The organism is Kitasatospora sp. NPDC034023 (assembly GCF_055575795.1).
In genome coordinates this window covers 95100-113263 of the sequence record NZ_JBVIRY010000020.1, presented here as the reverse complement: position 1 = coordinate 113263, position 18164 = coordinate 95100, and the positions used below count along the sequence as shown (strand labels likewise).

Here is an 18164-nt window from a genome sequence, read left to right as displayed (position 1 = left end):
TCCTCCTCGACCGGTCGTCAGAGCTCTCCGACGCTCACAGGTTGCCGCGGCGGTCCTGCTCGCGCTCGATGGACTCGAAGAGCGCCTTGAAGTTGCCCTTGCCGAAGCCCAGCGAACCGTGCCGCTCGATGAACTCGTAGAAGACGGTCGGGCGGTCGCCGATCGGCTTGGTGAAGATCTGCAGCAGGTAGCCGTCCTCGTCGCGGTCGACCAGGATGCCGCGCTTCTTCAGCTCCTCGATCGGCACGCGGACCTTGCCGATCCGCTCGCGCAGCTCCGGGTCGTCGTAGTAGGCGTCCGGCGTGTTGAGGAACTCCACGCCGCGCGCCCGCAGCACGTCCACGGTGGTGAGGATGTCGTTGGTGGCGAGCGCCATGTGCTGGCAGCCGGGGCCGGTGTAGAACTCGAGGTACTCGTCGATCTGGGACTTCTTCTTGGCGATGGCCGGCTCGTTCAGCGGGAACTTCACCCGGTGGTTGCCGCTGGCGACGACCTTGGACATCAGCGCGGAGTACTCGGTGGCGATGTCGTCGCCGACGAACTCGGCCATGTTCACGAAGCCCATGACGCGGTTGTAGAACGACACCCACTCGTCCATCCGGCCCAGCTCGACGTTGCCGACGGCGTGGTCGAGGGCCTGGAAGAGGCGCTTGGGCGAGCCCTCCGGGTGCTTCACCTTGCTCTCCGCGACGACGTAGCCCGGCAGGTACGGGCCGTGGTAGCGGGAGCGGTCGATCAGGGTGTGGCGGGTCTCGCCGTAGGTGGCGATGGCCGCGCGGCGCACGGTGCCGTTCTCGTCCGAGACGTCGTTCGGCTCCTCGAGGACGGTGGCACCGGACGCGCGGGCGTGCTCGATGCACTTGTCGACGTCCGGGACCTCCAGGGCGAGGTCGACGACGCCGTCGCCGTGGCGGCGGTGGTGGTCCAGCAGCGGGCTGCCCGGCTGGACACCGCCCTTGATCACGAAGCGGCACGAGCCGGAGCGCAGTACGTACGCCTTGCGGTCGCGGCGGCCGGTCTCCGGGCCGGAGTAGGCGACCAGCTCCATGCCGAACACGACCTGGTAGAACTGGGCCGTCTGGGTGGCGTTGCCGACCACGAAGACGACCGCGTCCTGGGCCGTGACGGGGAACGGATCGGCGGCCTGGTCGTGCTCGACGAGGCCGACGAGGCGGCGCAGCTGGTCGGCGTCAAGACCGGCCTCGCGCTCCTCGGGGGTCAGCTCAAGGGCGTGGGACTGCGTGGTCATCGCTCGTTCCTCCACTTCGGGCCTCGGCTTTGAGGCTCCCGCTGGATCGCGGCCGCACCGCGGATGGGTGGGCGGTGCGGTTGCGGAGAGCTTGCTCCTGTCGGGGTGGTTGGGCAACAGGTCGGTTTTTCACTGCTCAATGTGTACAAGCTGGCCAGGATTTCCCGTCTCGCACTGCGCAAAATGTGCTGCCGATCCGGGGTGATGCGCGAAGTCTGCGCAATCGGTGTTCACGGGTTCTCGGCCCCGGCCCCGGGCTCGGCCCCGGGCTCGGACCCGCGGAGGTGGCGCAGGAACCAGTCCCGGGCCAGCTCAGCGACCTCGTCGAGGGTCCCGGGCTCCTCGAACAGGTGGGTTGCGCGCGGCACCACCGCCAGTTCACTCTCGCAGCGCAGTCGGCGTCCGGCCTGCCGGTTGAGGTCGAGCACGGTGGTGTCCAGGGAGCCGACGACGAGCAGCGTCGGGGCGCTCACCCGGCCCAGGACCTCGGCGCTGGCGAGGTCCGGGCGGCCGCCCCGGGAGACCACGGCGCGCACGACCCGGCCCAGCTCGGCGGCGGTGTGCAGCGCGGCGGCGGCGCCGGTGCTGGCGCCGAACAGGCCCAGCGGCAGGCCCCGGGTCTCGGGCACGGCGCCGCTCTCGGGTGCCGCACTGCTCTCGGACGGGGTGCGGGACCCGGATGCGGGGCCGTCCTCGGTGTGCAGCTGCCGGGCGACGGCGGTCAGGCGGGAGCCCAGCAGTCCCACGTCGAAGACGTTGTGGCGGTCCGGCTCCTCGGCCTCGGTGAGCAGGTCGAACAGCAGCGTGGCCAGCCCGGCGCGGTTCAGGAACTCGGCGACGTACCGGTTGCGCGGGCTGTGCCGGCCGCTGCCGCTGCCGTGCGCGAAGACCACGACACCGCGCGCGCCGACCGGGACGGTCAGTCGGCCCGCGAGGCGGACCCCGCCGGCGGGCAGGACCAGCTCGCGGTCCACGCCGACGGCGGGCGGGGCGTCGCGGTCCCGGTCCTGCTCCTGCTCCTGCCCCCGGTCTCGTTCTCGGCTCCGGGCCTCGGCGAGCAGTCGCAGCACCTCCTCGTCCTCGGTCTGCGAGAAGTCGGCGTAGAACTCGCCGATCGCGAAGAACGGGGACGGCGTGTCGACGCAGACCAGCTCGTCGGCGACCTCCTCGAGACGGTCCGTCCAGTCCCGGGGCGCCACCGGCACCGCGAGCACCACCCGGGCCGCGCCGCGCGCCCGGACGATCCGGCAGGCCGCCCGGGCGGTGGACCCGGTGGCGATGCCGTCGTCCACCACGACCACCGTCCGCCCCCGCACGTCCGCGGGCGGACGGTCGCCCCGGTAGCGGCGGGCCCGGCGCTCCAACTCGGTGCGCTCGCGCCGCTCCACTGCGGCCAGCTGGTCGTCGGTGACCGAGGCGAGCCGGATGACCTGCTCGTTCAGCACCCGGACGCCGTCCTCGCCGATCGCCCCCATGCCCAGCTCGGGCTGGTAGGGCACCCCGAGCTTGCGGATCACACAGATGTCCAGCGGCGCTCCGAGCGCCAGGGCCACCACGGCGGCCACCGGCACCCCGCCCCTCGGCAGCGCCACGACGACGGTCTCGGGGCCGCCGACGTGAGCGAGGCGCGCGGCCAGCCGCCGACCCGCGTCGGTGCGGTCGGCGAAGTGGGTGAAGTGGGTTCCGGTGACGTGCATGACACGGCCTCCGGTTCCACCGTACGTCGTTCCCGGCGATTCGGGTGCGGTGGCGGACGGGGGCGTCCCGGGGCGGGACGGGGAGTGCCGCAGCGAGCCGGGAGGGGCGGTGCAGGGCCGGGAGAGGCCCCTGACCAGGGCGGGTTCGGCCCGGGACGGCCCGGGACGGGTCGGGATCCAACCGGGTTCGGCCCGGGATCCAACCGGGTTCGGCCCGGGACCCGGCCGGGAGCGGGACGGGAGGGGATCGGGATCGGGCCGGGATCCGGCCGGGAGCGGGACGGGACGGAACCCCCGTGTGGGCGGGACAGCGGGCGGCGCACCGTGGATCGCAGAGGCGGACCGGAGGGCCCGCCGACGACCGGAAGGAGCGCCCGACATGCCGGGCACCGTTATCACCGACCTGCGTCGACGCGGCGCTGTCGACCCCGGCCGTCTGCTCGCGGGACCGCTGCGCGGCGTCGGCCTGCAGCGGCTCGAACCGGGTCACAGCACCGAGGTGGCCGCCGACGGCGTCGAGCACGCGCTCTACATCACGGCCGGCTCCGGCCTCGCCGAACCGCCCGAGAACGCGGTACGGCGGGACGCCCCGCCGGCCGACGCAGAGTCGTACGACGCCGAGCCGCGTGATGCCGAGCCGCGTGACTCCGGCATCCCCCTCGTCGAGGGCACCGCCGTCGTCCTCCCGCTCGGCACCCGGACCGTCCTCACCGCCGGCACCGCCGGGATGGAGTACTTCCACGCCGTCCTGACCGTCCCCGCCGGCCGCCCCACCTCCTCGACCGGAGATGAACCCGCATGATCGTCACCACCGACACCGGCGCCGCCATGGTCGTCCTCGGCCCGAACGGCGAACGCGTACGGATCCGCTCCCTGGCCAGGCGCTCGATGCTCACCAGCGCCTGCGAGGCCTTCGACCACCTGCGGCTGAGCCCGGGCGCCCACCACGAGCTGACCGGTCGGCCCGACGCCGAGACCGTGCTGCACGTACTGCGCGGCGCCACCGTGGTCGGCCAACTGTCGGACGAGCCCGACCACCTGGCCTCCGAAGGCGATCTGCTGCTGGCCCGCCGGGGCCGCACGCTGCACCTCGAAGCCGGGCCGCTCGGCGCCGAACTGCTCTGCCTCACGCTCGCCGTCCCCCGGCACAGCGCCGGCACCCGGGCCGCCCTGGCCCGGCGCCGCGCCGCCCGCCGCGACCGGCCCTGAACCCCCACCCCTCCGTCTCAGGAGACCCCTCGTGATCGTCGTACCCGCCGCCCTCCCCTGCACCGCACCCGTCTTCCGGCGGCTGATCGACCCGGAGCAGCGGCCTTCCGTCCGCGCCGGACTGACCGTCGAGACCCTCCCGCCCGGCGTCCGGACCGACCAGCTTCCCTACGAGTCGGCGGAGTCGGTCAGCGTGGTGCTCTCCGGCCGACTGGCCGCGGCCGGCCGGACCCTCTCCCCGGGCGAGGCCCTGCACCACCGGCCCGGCAGCAGCTGCCGGCTCACCGCCGTCCGGGGCGCGCCGACCACCGTGCTCACCGTCCGGCCGACCCCGTCCCGGGGCGGCATCCCGGCCCAGCGCTGCGGCCCGGAGTCCGCCCGGGCCTGGCGGCAGGTCGAGGTGAGCACCGTCGACCTCGACCCCGGCGGCCTCTGCGGACCGTACGAGGACCGGGCGGCCGACGCCTTCCTGCTGGTCCTCTCCGGGGTCGGCGTCTTCCTCGGCGACCTCGGCGAAGTGCCGGTGTACCCCGGAGACTTGGTCTACGTCAGGGCCAAGGAGCGGTACGGCCTCCGGGCCGGGTCGCGCAAGCCGGTCACCGCCGTGCTGGGCCGGATCGGTGCCCCGGGCGCCGAACCGGGACCGGAATGGGACGCCGAGCCCATGCGCTCGGGGCGTATCCGTCCGCAGAGTTGAGACGTGACCGATCGGCCTTGGTCGGTCACCTGGAAGAACCAGGAGTACCACCTCATGGCAACGAACCCGATCACCACGGCGATCTGTGCGGCAGGCGTACTGGCGGGCGTGATCGCGGCGGCCACGGCTGTGCGCCATGCCTGCTCGTCGCCGACGCCGGCGACGGGCGGAAGCAATGCGCTGTCGCCCGGGCCGACACCGACACCGGACAGCGGCGGAGGCATCGGCTGCCAGCCCGGTACCTGCGCGCAGCCGCCCATTCCCGGTGCCTGACCGACTCCCAATGGCTGATCACAGCTGACACATGACAGCGAACAGCTGACAGATTTCAGCTTTCGAAATCTGTCAGCTGTTCGCTGTCGTCCGTCCCCTGTCCCCTGTCATCTGTGATCCGTCGCCGCCGAGCGCGGCAGCACCGCCAGGACCTGCGTGCCCCGGTCCGACGGCAGCGGCCGGATCGAGCAGTGTCCGCCGATCTCCGCCGCACGGTCCGCCATCGACCGCAGCCCCACCCCGCTGCCGTCCGCCGGCGAGTCGCCGTCCGGCCGGTACCCCACCCCGTCGTCCCGCACCGTCAACGTCAGCGCCTCGTCGTCCACCCGCACCGTCACCAGCGCCGTCCGCGCCCGGGCGTGCCGCAGCACGTTGTTGAGCGCCTCCGCCGTGATCCGGTACGCCGCGACCTCCACGGCGGCCGACAGCTCCGGCAGCGGCTCCGGCGACAGCTCCGCCGTCACGGTCAGCCCGGTCCCGCCGAAGGTGTCCGCCAACTGCCGGACCGCCCGGGTCAGCCCGAACTCGCCGAGCGGCGCCGGCCCGAGCCGGTCGGTGATCCGCCGGACCTCCTTGATCGTCATGCCCAGGCCGTCCGAGACCCCGCGCAGCGTGTCCGCGAGCCCCTCGTCCGCCGACGTGGCCGCGTTGTCCACCCGCAGCCGCAACCCGGCCAGCGCCGGTCCGAGCCCGTCGTGGATGTCCCGCCGCAGCCACCGCCGCTCCTCCTCCCGCGCGGCGACGATCTGCTCCCGGCTGGCCTGCAGGTCCTCCTGGAGCCGCAGCGAGGCGACGGCCGGGGAGGCCTGGTCGGCGAGCGAGCGCAGGATGTCGATGTCGCTGGCTTCCAGCCGCTCCTCGCCCGCCCGCAGCCCGACGGTCAACTCGCCGATCGGCAGCCCGTTGTGGACCAGCGCGAAGTCCTGGCTGCGCCCGTCCAGCCGTCCGGCCGTGGCCAGGGTGCGCAGCCCCGCCCGGGTGGTGACGGCGAGGGTGACCCCGGGCAGCCGAAGTTCCTCGGCGACCGTCGCGCACAGCGCCTCTGGCAACTGCGCCGGGTCGACCACCTGGCGCACCCGCCCAGCGAGCGTCCGCAGTACCTGGTACGGCTGCGCGCGCTCGCCGTAGTACAGCCGGTCCACCAGGGCGACGGCCCGCCGCGCCGCTCGTGGCAGGGTCGCGCCGAGCGCGTACATCAGGGCGATCAGCAGCAGGGCCGCCCCGCCGCGCCCCGGCAGCAGCCAGGTGGAGAGGACGGCGGCGGCCACCACGAACAGTCCGGTGACCCCGGTGCCCAGCAGGAGTCCGATCAGCACGCTGCGGGCCGCCCGGTCGAGCCGCCAGCCGTGGTCCCGGACGACCAGGAAGGCCACCGCGACCGCCCACACCAGACCCGAGGCGGCGAACAGCGAATAGCTGATCCAGTAGTGCTCGGTGAAGGTCCGCGAGTACATGTCCTGCATCCCGGCCCAGAGCAGGTAGGCCCCGAGCATCGCCGCCACCCGCAGCCGGTGCCGTCGCAGCTCGCCCTCGTCACCCACCCGGCGGGGTGGACGCAGCAGGCGGGTCAGCAGGACGACGGTCACGATCCCGATCAGGCATTCGCTGACCAGCAGGTCGTGTCCGCCCAGCAGGTCGGTGGCGTCGCCGAAGAAGCGCGCCGGCGGGTTGCCGGCGAGCGGGTTGGGGCGCCCGAAGGCCTTCGGCTGGGCGAGCCGCTGGGACATCTCCGGGACCACGAACAGCGCCACGGCCGCGATGTACCACCACCAGCGCCGGGTCGTCAGCCGGCCTTCGGGCAGCCAGAGCGGGAGCACGTAGAAGAGCGTCACGTTGATCGATCTGCAGAGCGCGTCGAGGGCGGCCGCGGCGCCGACGATGCCCGGGTCGGTGACCTCGACCCAGACGGGCGCGGCCGCCGTGAACTGCAGGATGTCGGTCAGGGCGTAGACCAGCATCACCCAACCGAGCGGGCTGCCCGGGCGGTGGGCGTGCAGCAGCATGCCCGCGCCCGCGGTCGGCAGGGCGTAGACCAGGATGGCGAGTTCGTCGCGCGGTAGGTGCACGTTCGGATCGCCGAGGTGCACGAGCACGTAGCAGATCCACAGCGTCGCGGCGACGAGGCAGACCGCCGTGACGACTGCCGCGGCGGTGAGTTGCCGTTGGGCCGGCGTACGGCGCCGGACGGAGGTCACCGGGGTCATGCCACCACCTCGCAGACGGGCTGGGCCGGGTGGGGGTGGACTCCGGTGGTGCGGCCCCGGCGGTACGGACTCGCGGTCGGTCGCCGGCCCGGCCGGCGGCGTGAACCACGTCAGGTCCAGTTTCGACGGCCCGGTGTCCTGGGCGCCTGAGGCAGCGGTCTCGGATCCTGTCCCTGACCGCGGTCCCGGTGCCCGGCCGGATCCGTCCCGCGCGCCCGCCACGCGGACGACTTCCGAGCATGTCACGGAAAGTAGCCGGTTCGCCGCTGGTAGTGTCGGCCGTGTGGATGAAGAACAGTCGCTGGCACCCGCGGGCCCGGTCGGGGTGCAGCCCGTCCGTGTACTGATCGTCGACGATCACCCGCTCTTCAGGGAGGGGTTGAAGGCGGCGCTGGAGAGCGCGGAGGGCGTCCTCGTGGTGGCCGAGGCGGAGCGGGTCGCCGATGTGCCGGAGACGGTCGCCCGGCACCGCCCGAGCGTGGTGATCATGGACCTCTCGCTGCCCGACGGCTCCGGGCTGGAGGCCGTCCGTCAGCTCGCCACCCAGGAGGCGCCGCCGCCGGTGCTGATGCTGACCATGTCGGACGACGACGGAAACCTGCTCGCCGCGCTCCAGGCGGGCGCGCGCGGCTACCTGGTCAAGGGGGCCGGGCGGGAGGAGGTGCTGCACGCGGTGCGGACGGTCGCCGCGGGCGGCGCGGTGTTCGGCGGCGAGGTGGCGGGACGGATCACCGCCCTGCTGGCCGGGGCCCGGATGCGCGAGGCGGGGCAGCTGTTCCCGGACCTCACCGCCCGCGAGGCGGAGGTGCTGGACCTGGTCGCGCGCGGCCTGGACAACCGGCGGATCGCCCGCGAGCTGGTGGTCGCGGAGAAGACCGTCCGCAACCACGTCACGCACATCTTCGAGAAGCTGCACGTCGCCACCCGTGCCGAGGCGGTCGCCCGGGCCCGCGACATGGGCCTCGGCGACGGCTGAGGTGACGGCTGAGGTGCCGGCTGAGGCGTGCCGGACGGCCGTGCAGCCATGCATCCGTACCCGAAAGCGGGGGTGCCGGCCCGCCGACCGGCACCCCCGGGGTCCTTCAGGTACCACGTCCGGTACTGCGTCCGGTACTGCGGCCTACGGCTGCATCTCGTACGCGCCGGAGAGCGCCTCGACCCGGTCCCACACCCGCGCGGCCCGCGCCGCGTCCGACACCGGACGGCGCACGTTCGCCAGCGCCCAGGCGGCCTGCTCCTCCGTGGCGGAGGCCTTGCCGTGCAGCTCGGTGGCGTGCGCGGAGAAGTCGCGGACCAGCGCGTCGAAGACCTGGTCCAGGACGTCGCGGCCCTCGTCGGACGCGTCCAGGCCGGTCAACTCGGCCTGCTCCAGCACCAGCTGGCCGTAGACGATCAGCGCGAACAGCTGGCCGATTTCCAGCAGGAAGTCGAGGTCCGCCTGCTGTTCCTTGCTCGGCGCGTGGCTGAGCAGCAACTCGCAGAAGCTGTCGGCCTGTTCGCGGAAGCGGGCGACGTTGGGCAGCTGCGCCTGGCGGTCGTAGGCGGTGCGCCAGTCGTGGAAGCGGATCGCGCCGAGGCCGCGGGCCGGGCCCTGGCGGAACAGGAAGGCGTCGTCGGTGGCGTCCAGGCGGGTCGGCACCGGGGCGTAATCGGCCGGGGCGAACAGGTAGTTGCCCATGAACTTGAGGATCAGCGCCAGGTTGACGTGGACGGTGCCCTCCAGCTTCGGCAGGCCGCGGATGTCCTTCGCGGCCTTGTCGAAGTACGTGTCCGCCTCGAAGCCCTTGGCCGCGATGACGTCCCACATCAGGTCGATGACCTTCTCGCCCTCGGTGGTGACCTTCATCTTGGTCATCGGGTTGAACAGCAGGTACCGGCGGTCCTCGGGCGAGGCGGTGCGGAAGTAGTCCACGGCCCGCGCGCTGAACAGCTTCATCGCGACCAGGCGGACGTACGCGTCGGTCAACTCCCGCTTGACGTGCGGGAAGTCGGTGACCCGCTTGCCGTACAGCACCCGGTTCTGGGCGTGTGTGACGGCCTCGTACATCGCGTGCTCGCAGATGCCGACCGAGGCGGTGCAGAGGTTGAACTTGCCGACGTTGACGGTGTTCAGGGCGGCGTCGAAGGCGGCCTGGCCGGTGTGCAGCACGTCCTCGGCGCGCACCGGGTAGTCCTCGAGGCGGAACTCGCTGACGTACATCTGGGCGTTCACGACGTTCTTGACCAGGTGGTACGCCTCGTGGCGGCTGTCGGCGGCGAAGAAGACGTAGCCCTCGGGGCCCTCGATGTCCGAGCGGCGGCCGAACACCGAGACCAGGCCGGCCACGTTGCCGTTGCCGATGTAGTACTTGGGGCCGGTGGCGGTGAAGCCGCCCTCGCCGTCCGGGGTGAGGATCATGTCGGTGGAGTAGATGTCGGCGCCGTGGCTGCGCTCGGAGAGGCCGAACGCCATGACGTGGCCCTCCGCCAGGAGCTTGGCGGCGCGGGCCCGGACGGCCTCGTTCTCGCTCTGCCAGACCGGGCCGAGACCCAGGATGGTGACCTGCCAGGTGTACCAGTAGCCGAGGCCGTAGAAGCCGAGGATCTCGTTCAGCTCGGCGATCCGCGCGGTGTCCCAGCGCTTGTCGGGGTCGGCCGCGGACGGGGTCAGGAACTCCGCGAACAGGCCCTCCTTCGCGGCGAATTCGAGGAAGTCGGCGTACCAGGCGCGGTCGATGTAGGTGTCGATCAGCGCCTTCTTGCCGCGGGACTCGAACCAGTCGACGGTCGCACGCAGCAGCCGGCGGGTCGGCTCGTCGAACTGTGCGGGGTCGTAGGTGCGCGGGTTGAAGAGCATCGAGAGGCTCCCGGGGGTCGAAGGGGGTGAGGGTCGCGGGGTTGCAGATCCGCCAGGACGCCAGGACGCCAGGACGCCAGGGCGTCAGGACGTCCGGTCGGCGGCGAGGCGGCGCAGGGTGACGAGCACGTCGTCGAGCCAGGCGAGTGTCATCCGCTCGTACTCGATGCCGCCGCGCAGCACCACGTGCTGCAGTTCCTGGCGGGTGTCGAGCGCGTCGAGGTCCGGGAAGTCCCGTTCTTCGCCGTGCAGATAGCGGGCGAGCAGGGCGGCGTGGCTCTCGCGGTGGCGTTCGACCTCGGAGATCAGCGCGGCCGGGTCGTCGAAGGCCGCGGCCCGGATCTTGACCGCGAGTTCGTGCCGGACGGTCTCCGGCTCGACCGGCTCCCGCAGCCAGCCGGCCAGTGCGGCCCGTCCGGCCTCCGCCGCCGAATAGACCTTCTTGTCCGGGCGCCCGTCCTGGGCGACCTCCTGCGCGGCCACCCAGTCGTCCGCCTCCATGCGCCGCAACACCCGGTAGATCTGCTGGTGGGTGGCGGTCCAGAAGCGCCCGATGGAGCGGTCGAAGCGCCGGGCCAACTCGTAGCCGGAGCCGGGCTGCTCCAGCAGCGAGACGAGGATCGCGTGCTCCAGTGCCATGACCCGCATCCTGCTATGCAACGAGTTGCATAGGCAATGGTGCCCCGCCGGGTTGAGACGCAGGTCACCGGCGTGATCGGATGGTTATCGATCATTAAGGACGATCGGGTGCAAAACGTTAGATAAGGGACAGAATGGGTACGGGGCATGCGCCTTCCGGGGGAACATGCCTCCCAGGTTCCGGACCACAGGAGGTGGTATCGGTGGCAACCCATATCCCGACGGGCATGGAGCACCATCCGGACATCGTCGAACTACGGGAACACTACGAGCGGGTCACCTCGACCCCCCGCGCCCAGGGCATCGAAGCCCTGGCCGTACTGGCCGGCCTCTTCCTGGCGGCATCGCCATGGATCGTCGGCTTCACCGCGTTCAGCACCCTGACCGTGACCTGCCTGATCGTGGGTCTGGCCTACACGGTGCTGATGGCCGGCTACGGCACGGCCTACGAACGCACCCACGCGAGGGCCTGGGCGGCCACCGCGCTCGGTGCCTGGACGATCATCTCCCCGTGGGTGGTCTCCGGTTCCGTGGCGCACGGCAAGAACATCGTCACCTGCATCATCGTCGGTGCCGTGATGTTCCTGCTCGGCCTCGCGGCGATCTCGATGGCCACCATGACCTCGAACGGAGCGGCAATGCGGCGCGGCCGGGCCGGCCGAGCCAGGGGCTGATCTTCCCCGCAGCCCGTGCCGGGGCGCGGAGGGCGCAACCGCCCACCGCGCCCCGGCGCACGTCCGCCGACGCTCCCGACGCTTCCGGCGCACCGACGCTCCCGGCATATGTCCGCCGACGGTCCCGGCCATCCGGAGCGCCCCGAGGCGGCTACGGGCGCGTCATCCGCAGTACGTCCAGCGCCTCGTCCAACTGCTCCTCGGTGAGCTTGCCCTGCTCGACGTAGCCGCGCTCCAGCACCACCTGACGGATGGTCTTGCGCTCGGCCAGCGACTGCTTGGCGACCTTGGCGGCCTCCTCGTACCCGATGTAGCGGTTCAGCGGGGTCACCACCGACGGCGAGGACTCCGCGTACTCCCGGGCCCGTTCGACGTTGGCTGTGATGCCGTCCACCGTCCGGTCGGCCAGCAGCCTGGCGCTGTTGGCCAGCAGCCGGACCGACTCCAGGACATTGCGGGCGATCACCGGGAGCATCACGTTCAGCTCGAAGTTGCCGCTCGCGCCGGCCAGCGTCACCGTGGCGTCGTTGCCGACCACCTGGGCGGCGACCATCAGCACCACCTCGGGCAGCACCGGGTTCACCTTGCCCGGCATGATCGACGAACCGGGTTGCAGGTCCGGCAGGTTGATCTCGCCGAGCCCGGTGCGCGGACCGGACCCCATCCACCGCAGGTCGTTCGCGATCTTCGTGAACCCGACGGCCACCGTGCGCAGTTGACCGCTCAGCTCGACCAGGGCGTCCCGCGCGCCCTGTGCCTCGAAGTGGTCCCGGGCCTCGGTCAGCGGCAGGTCGGTGACGCGGGCCACCTCCGCGATGACCGCCGCCGGGAACCCGGGCGGGGTGTTGATGCCGGTGCCCACCGCCGTTCCGCCGAGCGGGAGTTCGGCCACCCGGGGGAGCGTGGCCAGCAGCCGCTCCCGCCCGTGCCGCACCTGCGCCGCATAGCCGCCGAACTCCTGGCCGAGCGTGACGGGCGTGGCGTCCATCAGGTGCGTGCGGCCCGACTTGACCACCCGCGCGAACTCGGCGGCCTTGCGCTCCAGCGCCTCCGCGAGGTGCTCCAGCGCCGGGATCAGGTCGTGCGTCACGGCGGCGGTGGCGGCGATGTGGATGGAAGAGGGGAAGACGTCGTTGGACGACTGGCTCGCGTTGACGTGGTCGTTCGGGTGGACGGAGCGGCCCAGCCGCTCCCCGGCCAGGGTCGCGATCACCTCGTTGGTGTTCATGTTGGACGAGGTGCCCGAGCCGGTCTGGAACACGTCCACCGGGAACTGGTCGTCCCAGCGCCCCTCCGCGACCTCCTCGGCCGCCGACACGATCGCCGCCGCCGTCTCCTCCTCCAGGACCCCGAGACGGGCGTTCACCCGGGCCGCGGCGGCCTTGATCCGGGCCAGCGCGGCGATGTGCGCGCGCTCCAGCCGCTGGCCGGACACCGGGAAGTTCTCCACCGCCCGCTGCGTCTGCGCCTGCCACTTCGCGGCGGCCGGCACCCGGACCTCGCCCATCGAGTCGTGCTCGACCCGGAACTCCTGCGGCTTCGCCTGCTCGTCACCCATCGTGCGCTGCACCTCCTGTACGGGCCGGTCCGGCCCGGAACGGATCTCCGATCACGACAGCCCCGAGCGGGGCCCGGGTATTTCCGGCGGGGGTGATCGGGTACTCCACCGGGCTCGGGTCGATTACCGAGGCCTGCCCCGAGGCCCACCGCCGATGCCCGCCCCCGACGGCCCGCTCCCGATGCCGCGCCCGACGGCCCGCCCCTACCGCCGGGGCAGCTCGGCGCGGACCAGTTCGCCCGGGGCGGTACCGGCCTGGGCGACCAGTGCGCCGCCCGGGGCCCAGACGCCGGAGCCGCCGGAGCTGTCCGGGAACTCGCCGGTGGCCCCGGCGGAGGTGGCGAGCACGCACCACACCCCGTGGGCGGCGGCGCGTGCCCCGACGTGCCCGTCGCGGCGCTCGGCCTGGGCGGGGCCGGGCCCGTACAGGGTGGAGGCGACGTACGCGTCGATGTCGAGTGCGGCGGTCTCCTCGGCGTGCGTCGGGTCGGCGGCGTCCGCGCAGACGGCGAGGCCGAGCCGCAGGCCGTCCAGTTCCAGGACGACGGGCTTCTCGCCGGCGGTGAAGCGCTCGACCTCGGCGCCGTGCAGGCGCATCTTCCGGTAGGCGACGACGGCGCCCTCGCCGGTGACCGCCAGGGTGGCGATGGACTCGTGCCCGTCGGTCTCCCGGACCGGCGCGCCGACCAGCGCGAGGGCGCCGGTCGCGGCGCAGGCCTCGACCAGCGGCGCGAGGCGCGGGTCCGCCGGGTCGACGGCGGGCGCGGTCAGGTCGTAGCCGGTCAGTGACAGCTCGGGGAAGACCACCAACCGTGTCCCGGCCTCCCGGACGGTCCGGGCGTGCAGTTCGACGTTGTCGGCCACGGTGTCCGGGCGACCGGGGGCGGCGCAGCCGGGCTGGGCGACGGCGACGGTCAGCGGTGCGGGAGCGGGCACGGCCGAGGGCGCGGCTGCGGGCACGGGCGAGGACATGGCGGAGCTCCGGGCAGGTGGCAGGTGGGTTCCGGGTGGTCAAGATCAACCTATGTGTCCGTCGAACAGCCTGGCAACGACCGGGCCGCACTCACTCGAACGAGTGAGACATCGGGCGGACCGCTTCAAACCGGCGTACGGCGCTTCGTACGCTCCTCCAGGGCCGGAGGGAGAGACGGACAGCCGGCTCGGCCCGGACAGCCGAAGGAAGCTCGGCCCGGGGGGACCAGCGCAAGGGGTGGACGGACGGATGACCAGGGGACACGGCGCGACGGGCGACGCGGGCGCAGGCGGAGCCGGCGGTGCGACGGGCGGAGCCGGCGGCGGGCCGCACCGGGGCAGCGGCGCCGGGAGCGGCCTGACCCGGCGGCAAGTGCTCGGCGCGTCGGCCGCGCTCGGTGGCGCGGCCTGGGTCCTGCGCGGCACGGTCGGACCGGACAGCGCCGGGGCCGCCGCGCCCGTACCGCCCGGACTCCCCGGCGGCACCGAGCTCTACCAGCGGGTCTTCCAGAACTGGTCCGGCGAGATCCGTACCGACCAGCTGTGGACCTGCGCGCCCCGCACGCCCGAGGAGGTCCCGGCCCTCGCCGACTGGGCGCACGCCAACGGCTGGCGGCTGCGGGCCTCCGGCTACCGGCACACCTGGGCCCCGCTCACCGTCGCCGACCGGACCCCGGAGAGCGCCCGCGTCCTGCTGGTGGACACCAGCCGGTACCTCACCGCCGTCACCGCCGACTCGCCCAGCACCGTCCGGGTGCAGACCGGCGCCACCATGGAGGCCCTGCTCGCGCACCTGGCCGACCGCGGCCTCGGTCTGACCGCCTGTCCGGCCCCCGGCGAGATCACCGTCGGCGGCGTGCTCGCCATCGGCGGCCACGGCACCGCCGTCCCCGCCGCAGGGGAGGCGCGGCCGGACGGGCACGGCTACGGCTCGGTGAGCAACCAGGTGGTCCGGCTCACCGCCGTCGTCCTCGACCCGGCCACCGGCCGCTACGCGCTGCGCACCTTCGACCGCTCCGAGGCCGACAGCGCCGCCTTCCTGGTGCACCTGGGCCGCGCCTTCCTCACCGAGGTCGTCCTCCGGGCGGGCGCCGACCGGCCGCTGCGCTGCGTCAGCCGGCTCGACATCCCGGCGAGCGAGCTCTTCGCACCTCCGGGCGCCGGCCGGGACGGCGGGTTGCTCGGGGGACTGCTGGGCGGTGGCGGCCCGCGGACCTTCGCCGAGTTCGTGGAGCGCGACGGCCGGGCCGAGGCGATCTGGTTCGCCTACACGGACCACCCCTGGCTGAAGACCTGGACCGTCGCCCCGACCAAGCCGCTCGCCTCCCTCGCCGTCGACCACCCCTACAACTACCCCTTCTCGGACATCGTCCCGGAACCGGTGGCCCGGCTCGCCGGCCAAATCGTCGCGGGTGCCTGGGGATCGGCCCCGCTGTTCGGCCAACTCCAGTACCTGGTCGCGAAGGTGGGGCTCACCGGTGACGTCACGGACGTCCTGCTCGCCGGCGGACTGCTCCGCGGACTGCTCACCGGCGACGTGCTCACCCACCTGCTCGCGGGCGGCCTGCGCTCCGACCTCTGGGGCCCCTCGCGCACCCTGCTGCAGTACGTCCGCCCCACCACCCTGCGGGTCTCCGCCAACGGCTACGCGGTCCTCGCCCGGCGCGCCGACCTGCAGTGGGTGGTCAGCGAATTCGCCGCGTACTACCGGAAGTTGCTCGCCGAGTACCAGTCGCGGGGCGAGTACCCGGTGAACGGCGCGGTGGAGATCCGGGTCACCGGTCCGGACGACCCGGCGTACTCCGGCGTCCCCGGCGCCCGACCCCCGCTGCTGTCCGCGCTGCGCCCGCGCGCCGACCGCCCGGAGTGGGACACCGCCGTCTGGCTCGACGTCCTCGCCTTCCCCGGCACCCCCGGGCTGGAGCGCTTCGCCCGGGACCTGGAGCAGTGGCTGCTGCGCACCTTCGACGGCACCAGGGCGGGGCTGCGGGTCGAGTGGTCCAAGGGCTGGGCGTACACCGCCGACGCCGCCTGGTCCGACCCGGACCTGATCGACCGTGTCATCCCCGACAGCCTGCGCGCCGGCGGTGGGCCCGGCTGGGACGAGGCGGTCGCCGTCCTGGACCGGCACGACCCGCACCGGGTGTTCGGAAACCCGTTCCTGGACGGGCTGTTGAAGTGACCTCGGCGAATTGACGGTGTGTCAGATAGGTCGGCTGGGTCAGATGGGTCAGATGTGTTCCATCACGATCACCGCCAGGGTGTCCGGGGCCAGGGCGCGGAACACGTGCGGGGCGTCGCCCGGGTAGCTCACGTAGTCGCCCGGGCCCAGCTCGACCGGCGCCTCCGTCGGCCCGGCCAGCGCGCGTCCGGCGCCGATCATCACGTGCTCGACCGTGCCGGGCATGTGCGGGTCGGAGGCCCTGGTCTCACCCGGCTGCGCCTCGATCCGGTAGATGTCGCGCCGGGCGTTGGGCGGGCAGGAGGAGAGCACGGTGGCGGCGTAGTCGGCGCGCTCGGAGTGGGTCACCGGGCCCTCGCCGGCCCGGATCACCTTGACGACCGGGCGCGGCGGGTCGACCAGCCGGCTGAACGGCACGTTCAGTGCGACCCCGAGCGCCCAGAGCGTCTCCACGCTGGGGTTGCCCGCGCCCGACTCCAGCTGGGAGAGCGTCGACTTGGCGATGCCCGCGCGCCGGGCCAGCTCCGCCATCGACAGCCCGCTGCGCTCGCGCTCACGCCGGATGGAGGCGGCGATCTGGCCGATCAGTTCGGTTCCGGATCCGCCGGCGGCGGTGGCCGGGGTGGTCTGGTCACTCATGCTCGCCACTCACGCTTTCCTCCGGCTCCTTCGCTGCCTGCCGACAGCCGGGCTGCCGGGTTTCGGTGCGGCCCGGCGCGGCCGGTGCCGTTCATGCTGCCATGGCCGCCCTTGCCCTCGGGGGTGCCGGGCGATGGGCGTTCGGTCTGTCGGTCGTCTCGTTCGCCTTGACGAACGAGGCTTGATGGGTTCACTCTGATGGACATGCGTTCGCTACTCCGAACACTGGAGCGTGCCACCCTTCGTGACATCGCCCTGGTCTGCCTGGCCGACGCCCTCGTCGGCGCCTCCTTCGGCGCGATCAGCGTCTCCGGCGGTCTGCCCCTCTGGGTGCCGATCGCGCTCTCCGCCCTCGTGTTCGCGGGCGGCTCCCAGTTCGCGGCGGTCGGCGTGGTGCTGTCCGGCGGCGGCGTGCTCGCGGCGGTCGCCACCGGACTGGTGCTCAACGCCCGACTGCTGCCCTTCGGCTTCACCGTGGCCGACGTCCTCGACGGCTCCTGGTGGCGGCGGCTGGTCGGCGCACAGCTGATCACCGACGAGACCGCCGCCTTCGTCCTGCAGCAGAGCGAGCCTCGTCGGCGCAGGGCCGCGTTCTGGCTCTGCGGGATCGCCCTGTACGTGGTGTGGAACGTCTCGGTGCTGCTCGGCGCCGTCGCGGGCGGGCTGATCGGCGACACGGACGCGCTCGGCCTGGACGCCGCCTTCCCCGCGGTGCTGCTCGCGCTCGTGCTGCCCTCGCTCACGGACCGGCGCACCCGTACGGCGGCGGTGGTGGGCGCGGTGGTGGCGGTCGCGGCGACGCCGTTCGTACCGGCCGGGCTGCCGGTGCTGCTCGCCCTCGTCGGGCTGCTGTTCGCCGGGCGGCCGGGAGCGGGCGAGGCGCCCGCGGGGGTGCGGCCGGTGGAGGAGGCCGAGCAGGTGGAGCGAGTGAAGCGCGTGAAGCGTGTGGAGCAGGCAGAGCCGACGGCGAAGGAGACGGTCCGATGATGCCGCTGTATGCCGTGCTGCTGCTGGCAGTCGGGACGTACGCCTTCCGGCTGGCCGGGCCGCTGCTCGGCGGTCGGCTCGCCCTCTCGGAGCGGCTGCGGCACCTGCTGGCGGTTGCGGCGGCGGTGCTGCTGGTCGCCCTGGTGGCGACCGGGGCGCTGACCCAGGGGCACGGTTTCGCGGGGTGGGCCCGTCCGGCGGGCGTGCTGGTCGCGGGGGTGCTCGCGCTGCGCCGGGCGCCGTTCCCGGCGGTGGTCGTCGCGGGCGCGGCGACGACGGCGCTGCTCCGGTTGTGCGGGGTGGGGTGAGCGGGGACGGCGGCTGACAGCCACCCGGCGCCATGTCGCT

17 protein-coding genes are annotated in these 18164 nt (G+C 73.2%); 9 read left to right on the top strand and 8 right to left on the bottom strand.

Going from position 1 to position 18164, the window contains the following annotated elements; all coding sequences use genetic code 11:
- Positions 1–34 precede the first annotated feature (34 nt).
- Positions 35–1249, bottom strand: coding sequence for a 4-hydroxyphenylpyruvate dioxygenase (hppD, locus tag ACZ52R_RS25590; RefSeq protein ID WP_360490287.1), 1215 nt, complete (start codon positions 1247–1249; stop codon positions 35–37).
- Positions 1250–1479: 230 nt separating this feature from the next.
- Positions 1480–2946 carry a phosphoribosyltransferase family protein gene (locus ACZ52R_RS25585; protein ID WP_465754219.1) on the bottom strand — a complete coding sequence of 489 codons (1467 nt, stop codon included), beginning with the start codon at positions 2944–2946 and terminating at the stop codon, positions 1480–1482.
- Positions 2947–3325: 379 nt separating this feature from the next.
- On the opposite strand from ACZ52R_RS25585, the gene ACZ52R_RS25580 reads away from it, so the two are divergent.
- The 4 genes from ACZ52R_RS25580 to ACZ52R_RS25565 are packed head-to-tail and all read left to right on the top strand — an operon-like array spanning position 3326 to position 5125.
- Positions 3326–3748, top strand: a complete 423-nt coding sequence (locus ACZ52R_RS25580; protein WP_465620757.1) for a hypothetical protein — start codon at positions 3326–3328, stop codon at positions 3746–3748.
- A complete protein-coding gene (locus ACZ52R_RS25575) occupies positions 3745–4155 on the top strand; it encodes a hypothetical protein (protein ID WP_465620755.1) in 411 nt (136 codons plus the stop codon). The genes ACZ52R_RS25580 and ACZ52R_RS25575 overlap by 4 nt, the downstream gene beginning before the upstream one ends.
- 31 nt (positions 4156–4186) lie before the next feature.
- Positions 4187–4852 (top strand): cupin domain-containing protein, encoded by a 666-nt coding sequence (locus tag ACZ52R_RS25570; RefSeq protein ID WP_465754218.1) that lies wholly within the window; start codon positions 4187–4189, stop codon positions 4850–4852.
- A gap of 3 nt (positions 4853–4855) precedes the next feature.
- Positions 4856–5125 (top strand): hypothetical protein, encoded by a 270-nt coding sequence (locus ACZ52R_RS25565; protein ID WP_465620751.1) that lies wholly within the window; start codon positions 4856–4858, stop codon positions 5123–5125.
- Positions 5126–5232: 107 nt separating this feature from the next.
- Here ACZ52R_RS25565 and ACZ52R_RS25560 read toward each other — a convergent pair whose 3' ends face one another.
- Positions 5233–7329: a sensor histidine kinase gene (locus ACZ52R_RS25560; RefSeq protein ID WP_465754217.1), complete on the bottom strand. Its 2097-nt coding sequence runs from the start codon at positions 7327–7329 to the stop codon at positions 5233–5235.
- 283 nt (positions 7330–7612) lie between these two features.
- On the opposite strand from ACZ52R_RS25560, the gene ACZ52R_RS25555 reads away from it, so the two are divergent.
- The gene (locus ACZ52R_RS25555) at positions 7613–8305 is read left to right on the top strand and encodes a response regulator transcription factor (protein ID WP_360490274.1); all 693 of its coding nucleotides are present in this window, start codon (positions 7613–7615) and stop codon (positions 8303–8305) included.
- A gap of 144 nt (positions 8306–8449) precedes the next feature.
- Here ACZ52R_RS25555 and ACZ52R_RS25550 read toward each other — a convergent pair whose 3' ends face one another.
- On the bottom strand, positions 8450–10165 hold the full coding sequence (locus ACZ52R_RS25550) for an acyl-CoA dehydrogenase family protein (protein WP_465620748.1): 1716 nt from the start codon (positions 10163–10165) through the stop codon (positions 8450–8452).
- Between the two features lie 84 nt (positions 10166–10249).
- Positions 10250–10804, bottom strand: a complete 555-nt coding sequence (locus tag ACZ52R_RS25545) for a PadR family transcriptional regulator (protein ID WP_465620747.1) — start codon at positions 10802–10804, stop codon at positions 10250–10252.
- Positions 10805–11007: 203 nt separating this feature from the next.
- Between ACZ52R_RS25545 and ACZ52R_RS25540 the strand changes: the two genes are divergently transcribed.
- Positions 11008–11478, top strand: a complete 471-nt coding sequence (locus tag ACZ52R_RS25540) for an SPW repeat protein (RefSeq protein ID WP_360490268.1) — start codon at positions 11008–11010, stop codon at positions 11476–11478.
- A gap of 151 nt (positions 11479–11629) precedes the next feature.
- Here ACZ52R_RS25540 and ACZ52R_RS25535 read toward each other — a convergent pair whose 3' ends face one another.
- Positions 11630–13036, bottom strand: coding sequence for a class II fumarate hydratase (locus ACZ52R_RS25535; protein ID WP_465754216.1), 1407 nt, complete (start codon positions 13034–13036; stop codon positions 11630–11632).
- Positions 13037–13240: 204 nt separating this feature from the next.
- Positions 13241–14008, bottom strand: a complete 768-nt coding sequence (locus ACZ52R_RS25530) for a carbon-nitrogen hydrolase family protein (RefSeq protein WP_465754215.1) — start codon at positions 14006–14008, stop codon at positions 13241–13243.
- 250 nt (positions 14009–14258) lie between these two features.
- Between ACZ52R_RS25530 and ACZ52R_RS25525 the strand changes: the two genes are divergently transcribed.
- Positions 14259–16190 (top strand): cholesterol oxidase substrate-binding domain-containing protein, encoded by a 1932-nt coding sequence (locus ACZ52R_RS25525; protein ID WP_465754214.1) that lies wholly within the window; start codon positions 14259–14261, stop codon positions 16188–16190.
- 48 nt (positions 16191–16238) lie between these two features.
- Here the strand turns inward: ACZ52R_RS25525 and ACZ52R_RS25520 are convergent, their stop codons facing one another.
- Positions 16239–16829, bottom strand: coding sequence for a helix-turn-helix domain-containing protein (locus ACZ52R_RS25520; RefSeq protein ID WP_465620893.1), 591 nt, complete (start codon positions 16827–16829; stop codon positions 16239–16241).
- A gap of 204 nt (positions 16830–17033) precedes the next feature.
- Here ACZ52R_RS25520 and ACZ52R_RS25515 point away from each other — a divergent pair, with 204 nt between their 5' ends.
- Positions 17034–17816: an AzlC family ABC transporter permease gene (locus ACZ52R_RS25515; RefSeq protein WP_465620743.1), complete on the top strand. Its 783-nt coding sequence runs from the start codon at positions 17034–17036 to the stop codon at positions 17814–17816.
- Positions 17816–18124: an AzlD domain-containing protein gene (locus ACZ52R_RS25510; protein WP_396287678.1), complete on the top strand. Its 309-nt coding sequence runs from the start codon at positions 17816–17818 to the stop codon at positions 18122–18124. Before ACZ52R_RS25515 ends, ACZ52R_RS25510 begins: the two co-directional genes overlap by 1 nt.
- The last annotated feature ends 40 nt before the right edge of the window (positions 18125–18164 follow it).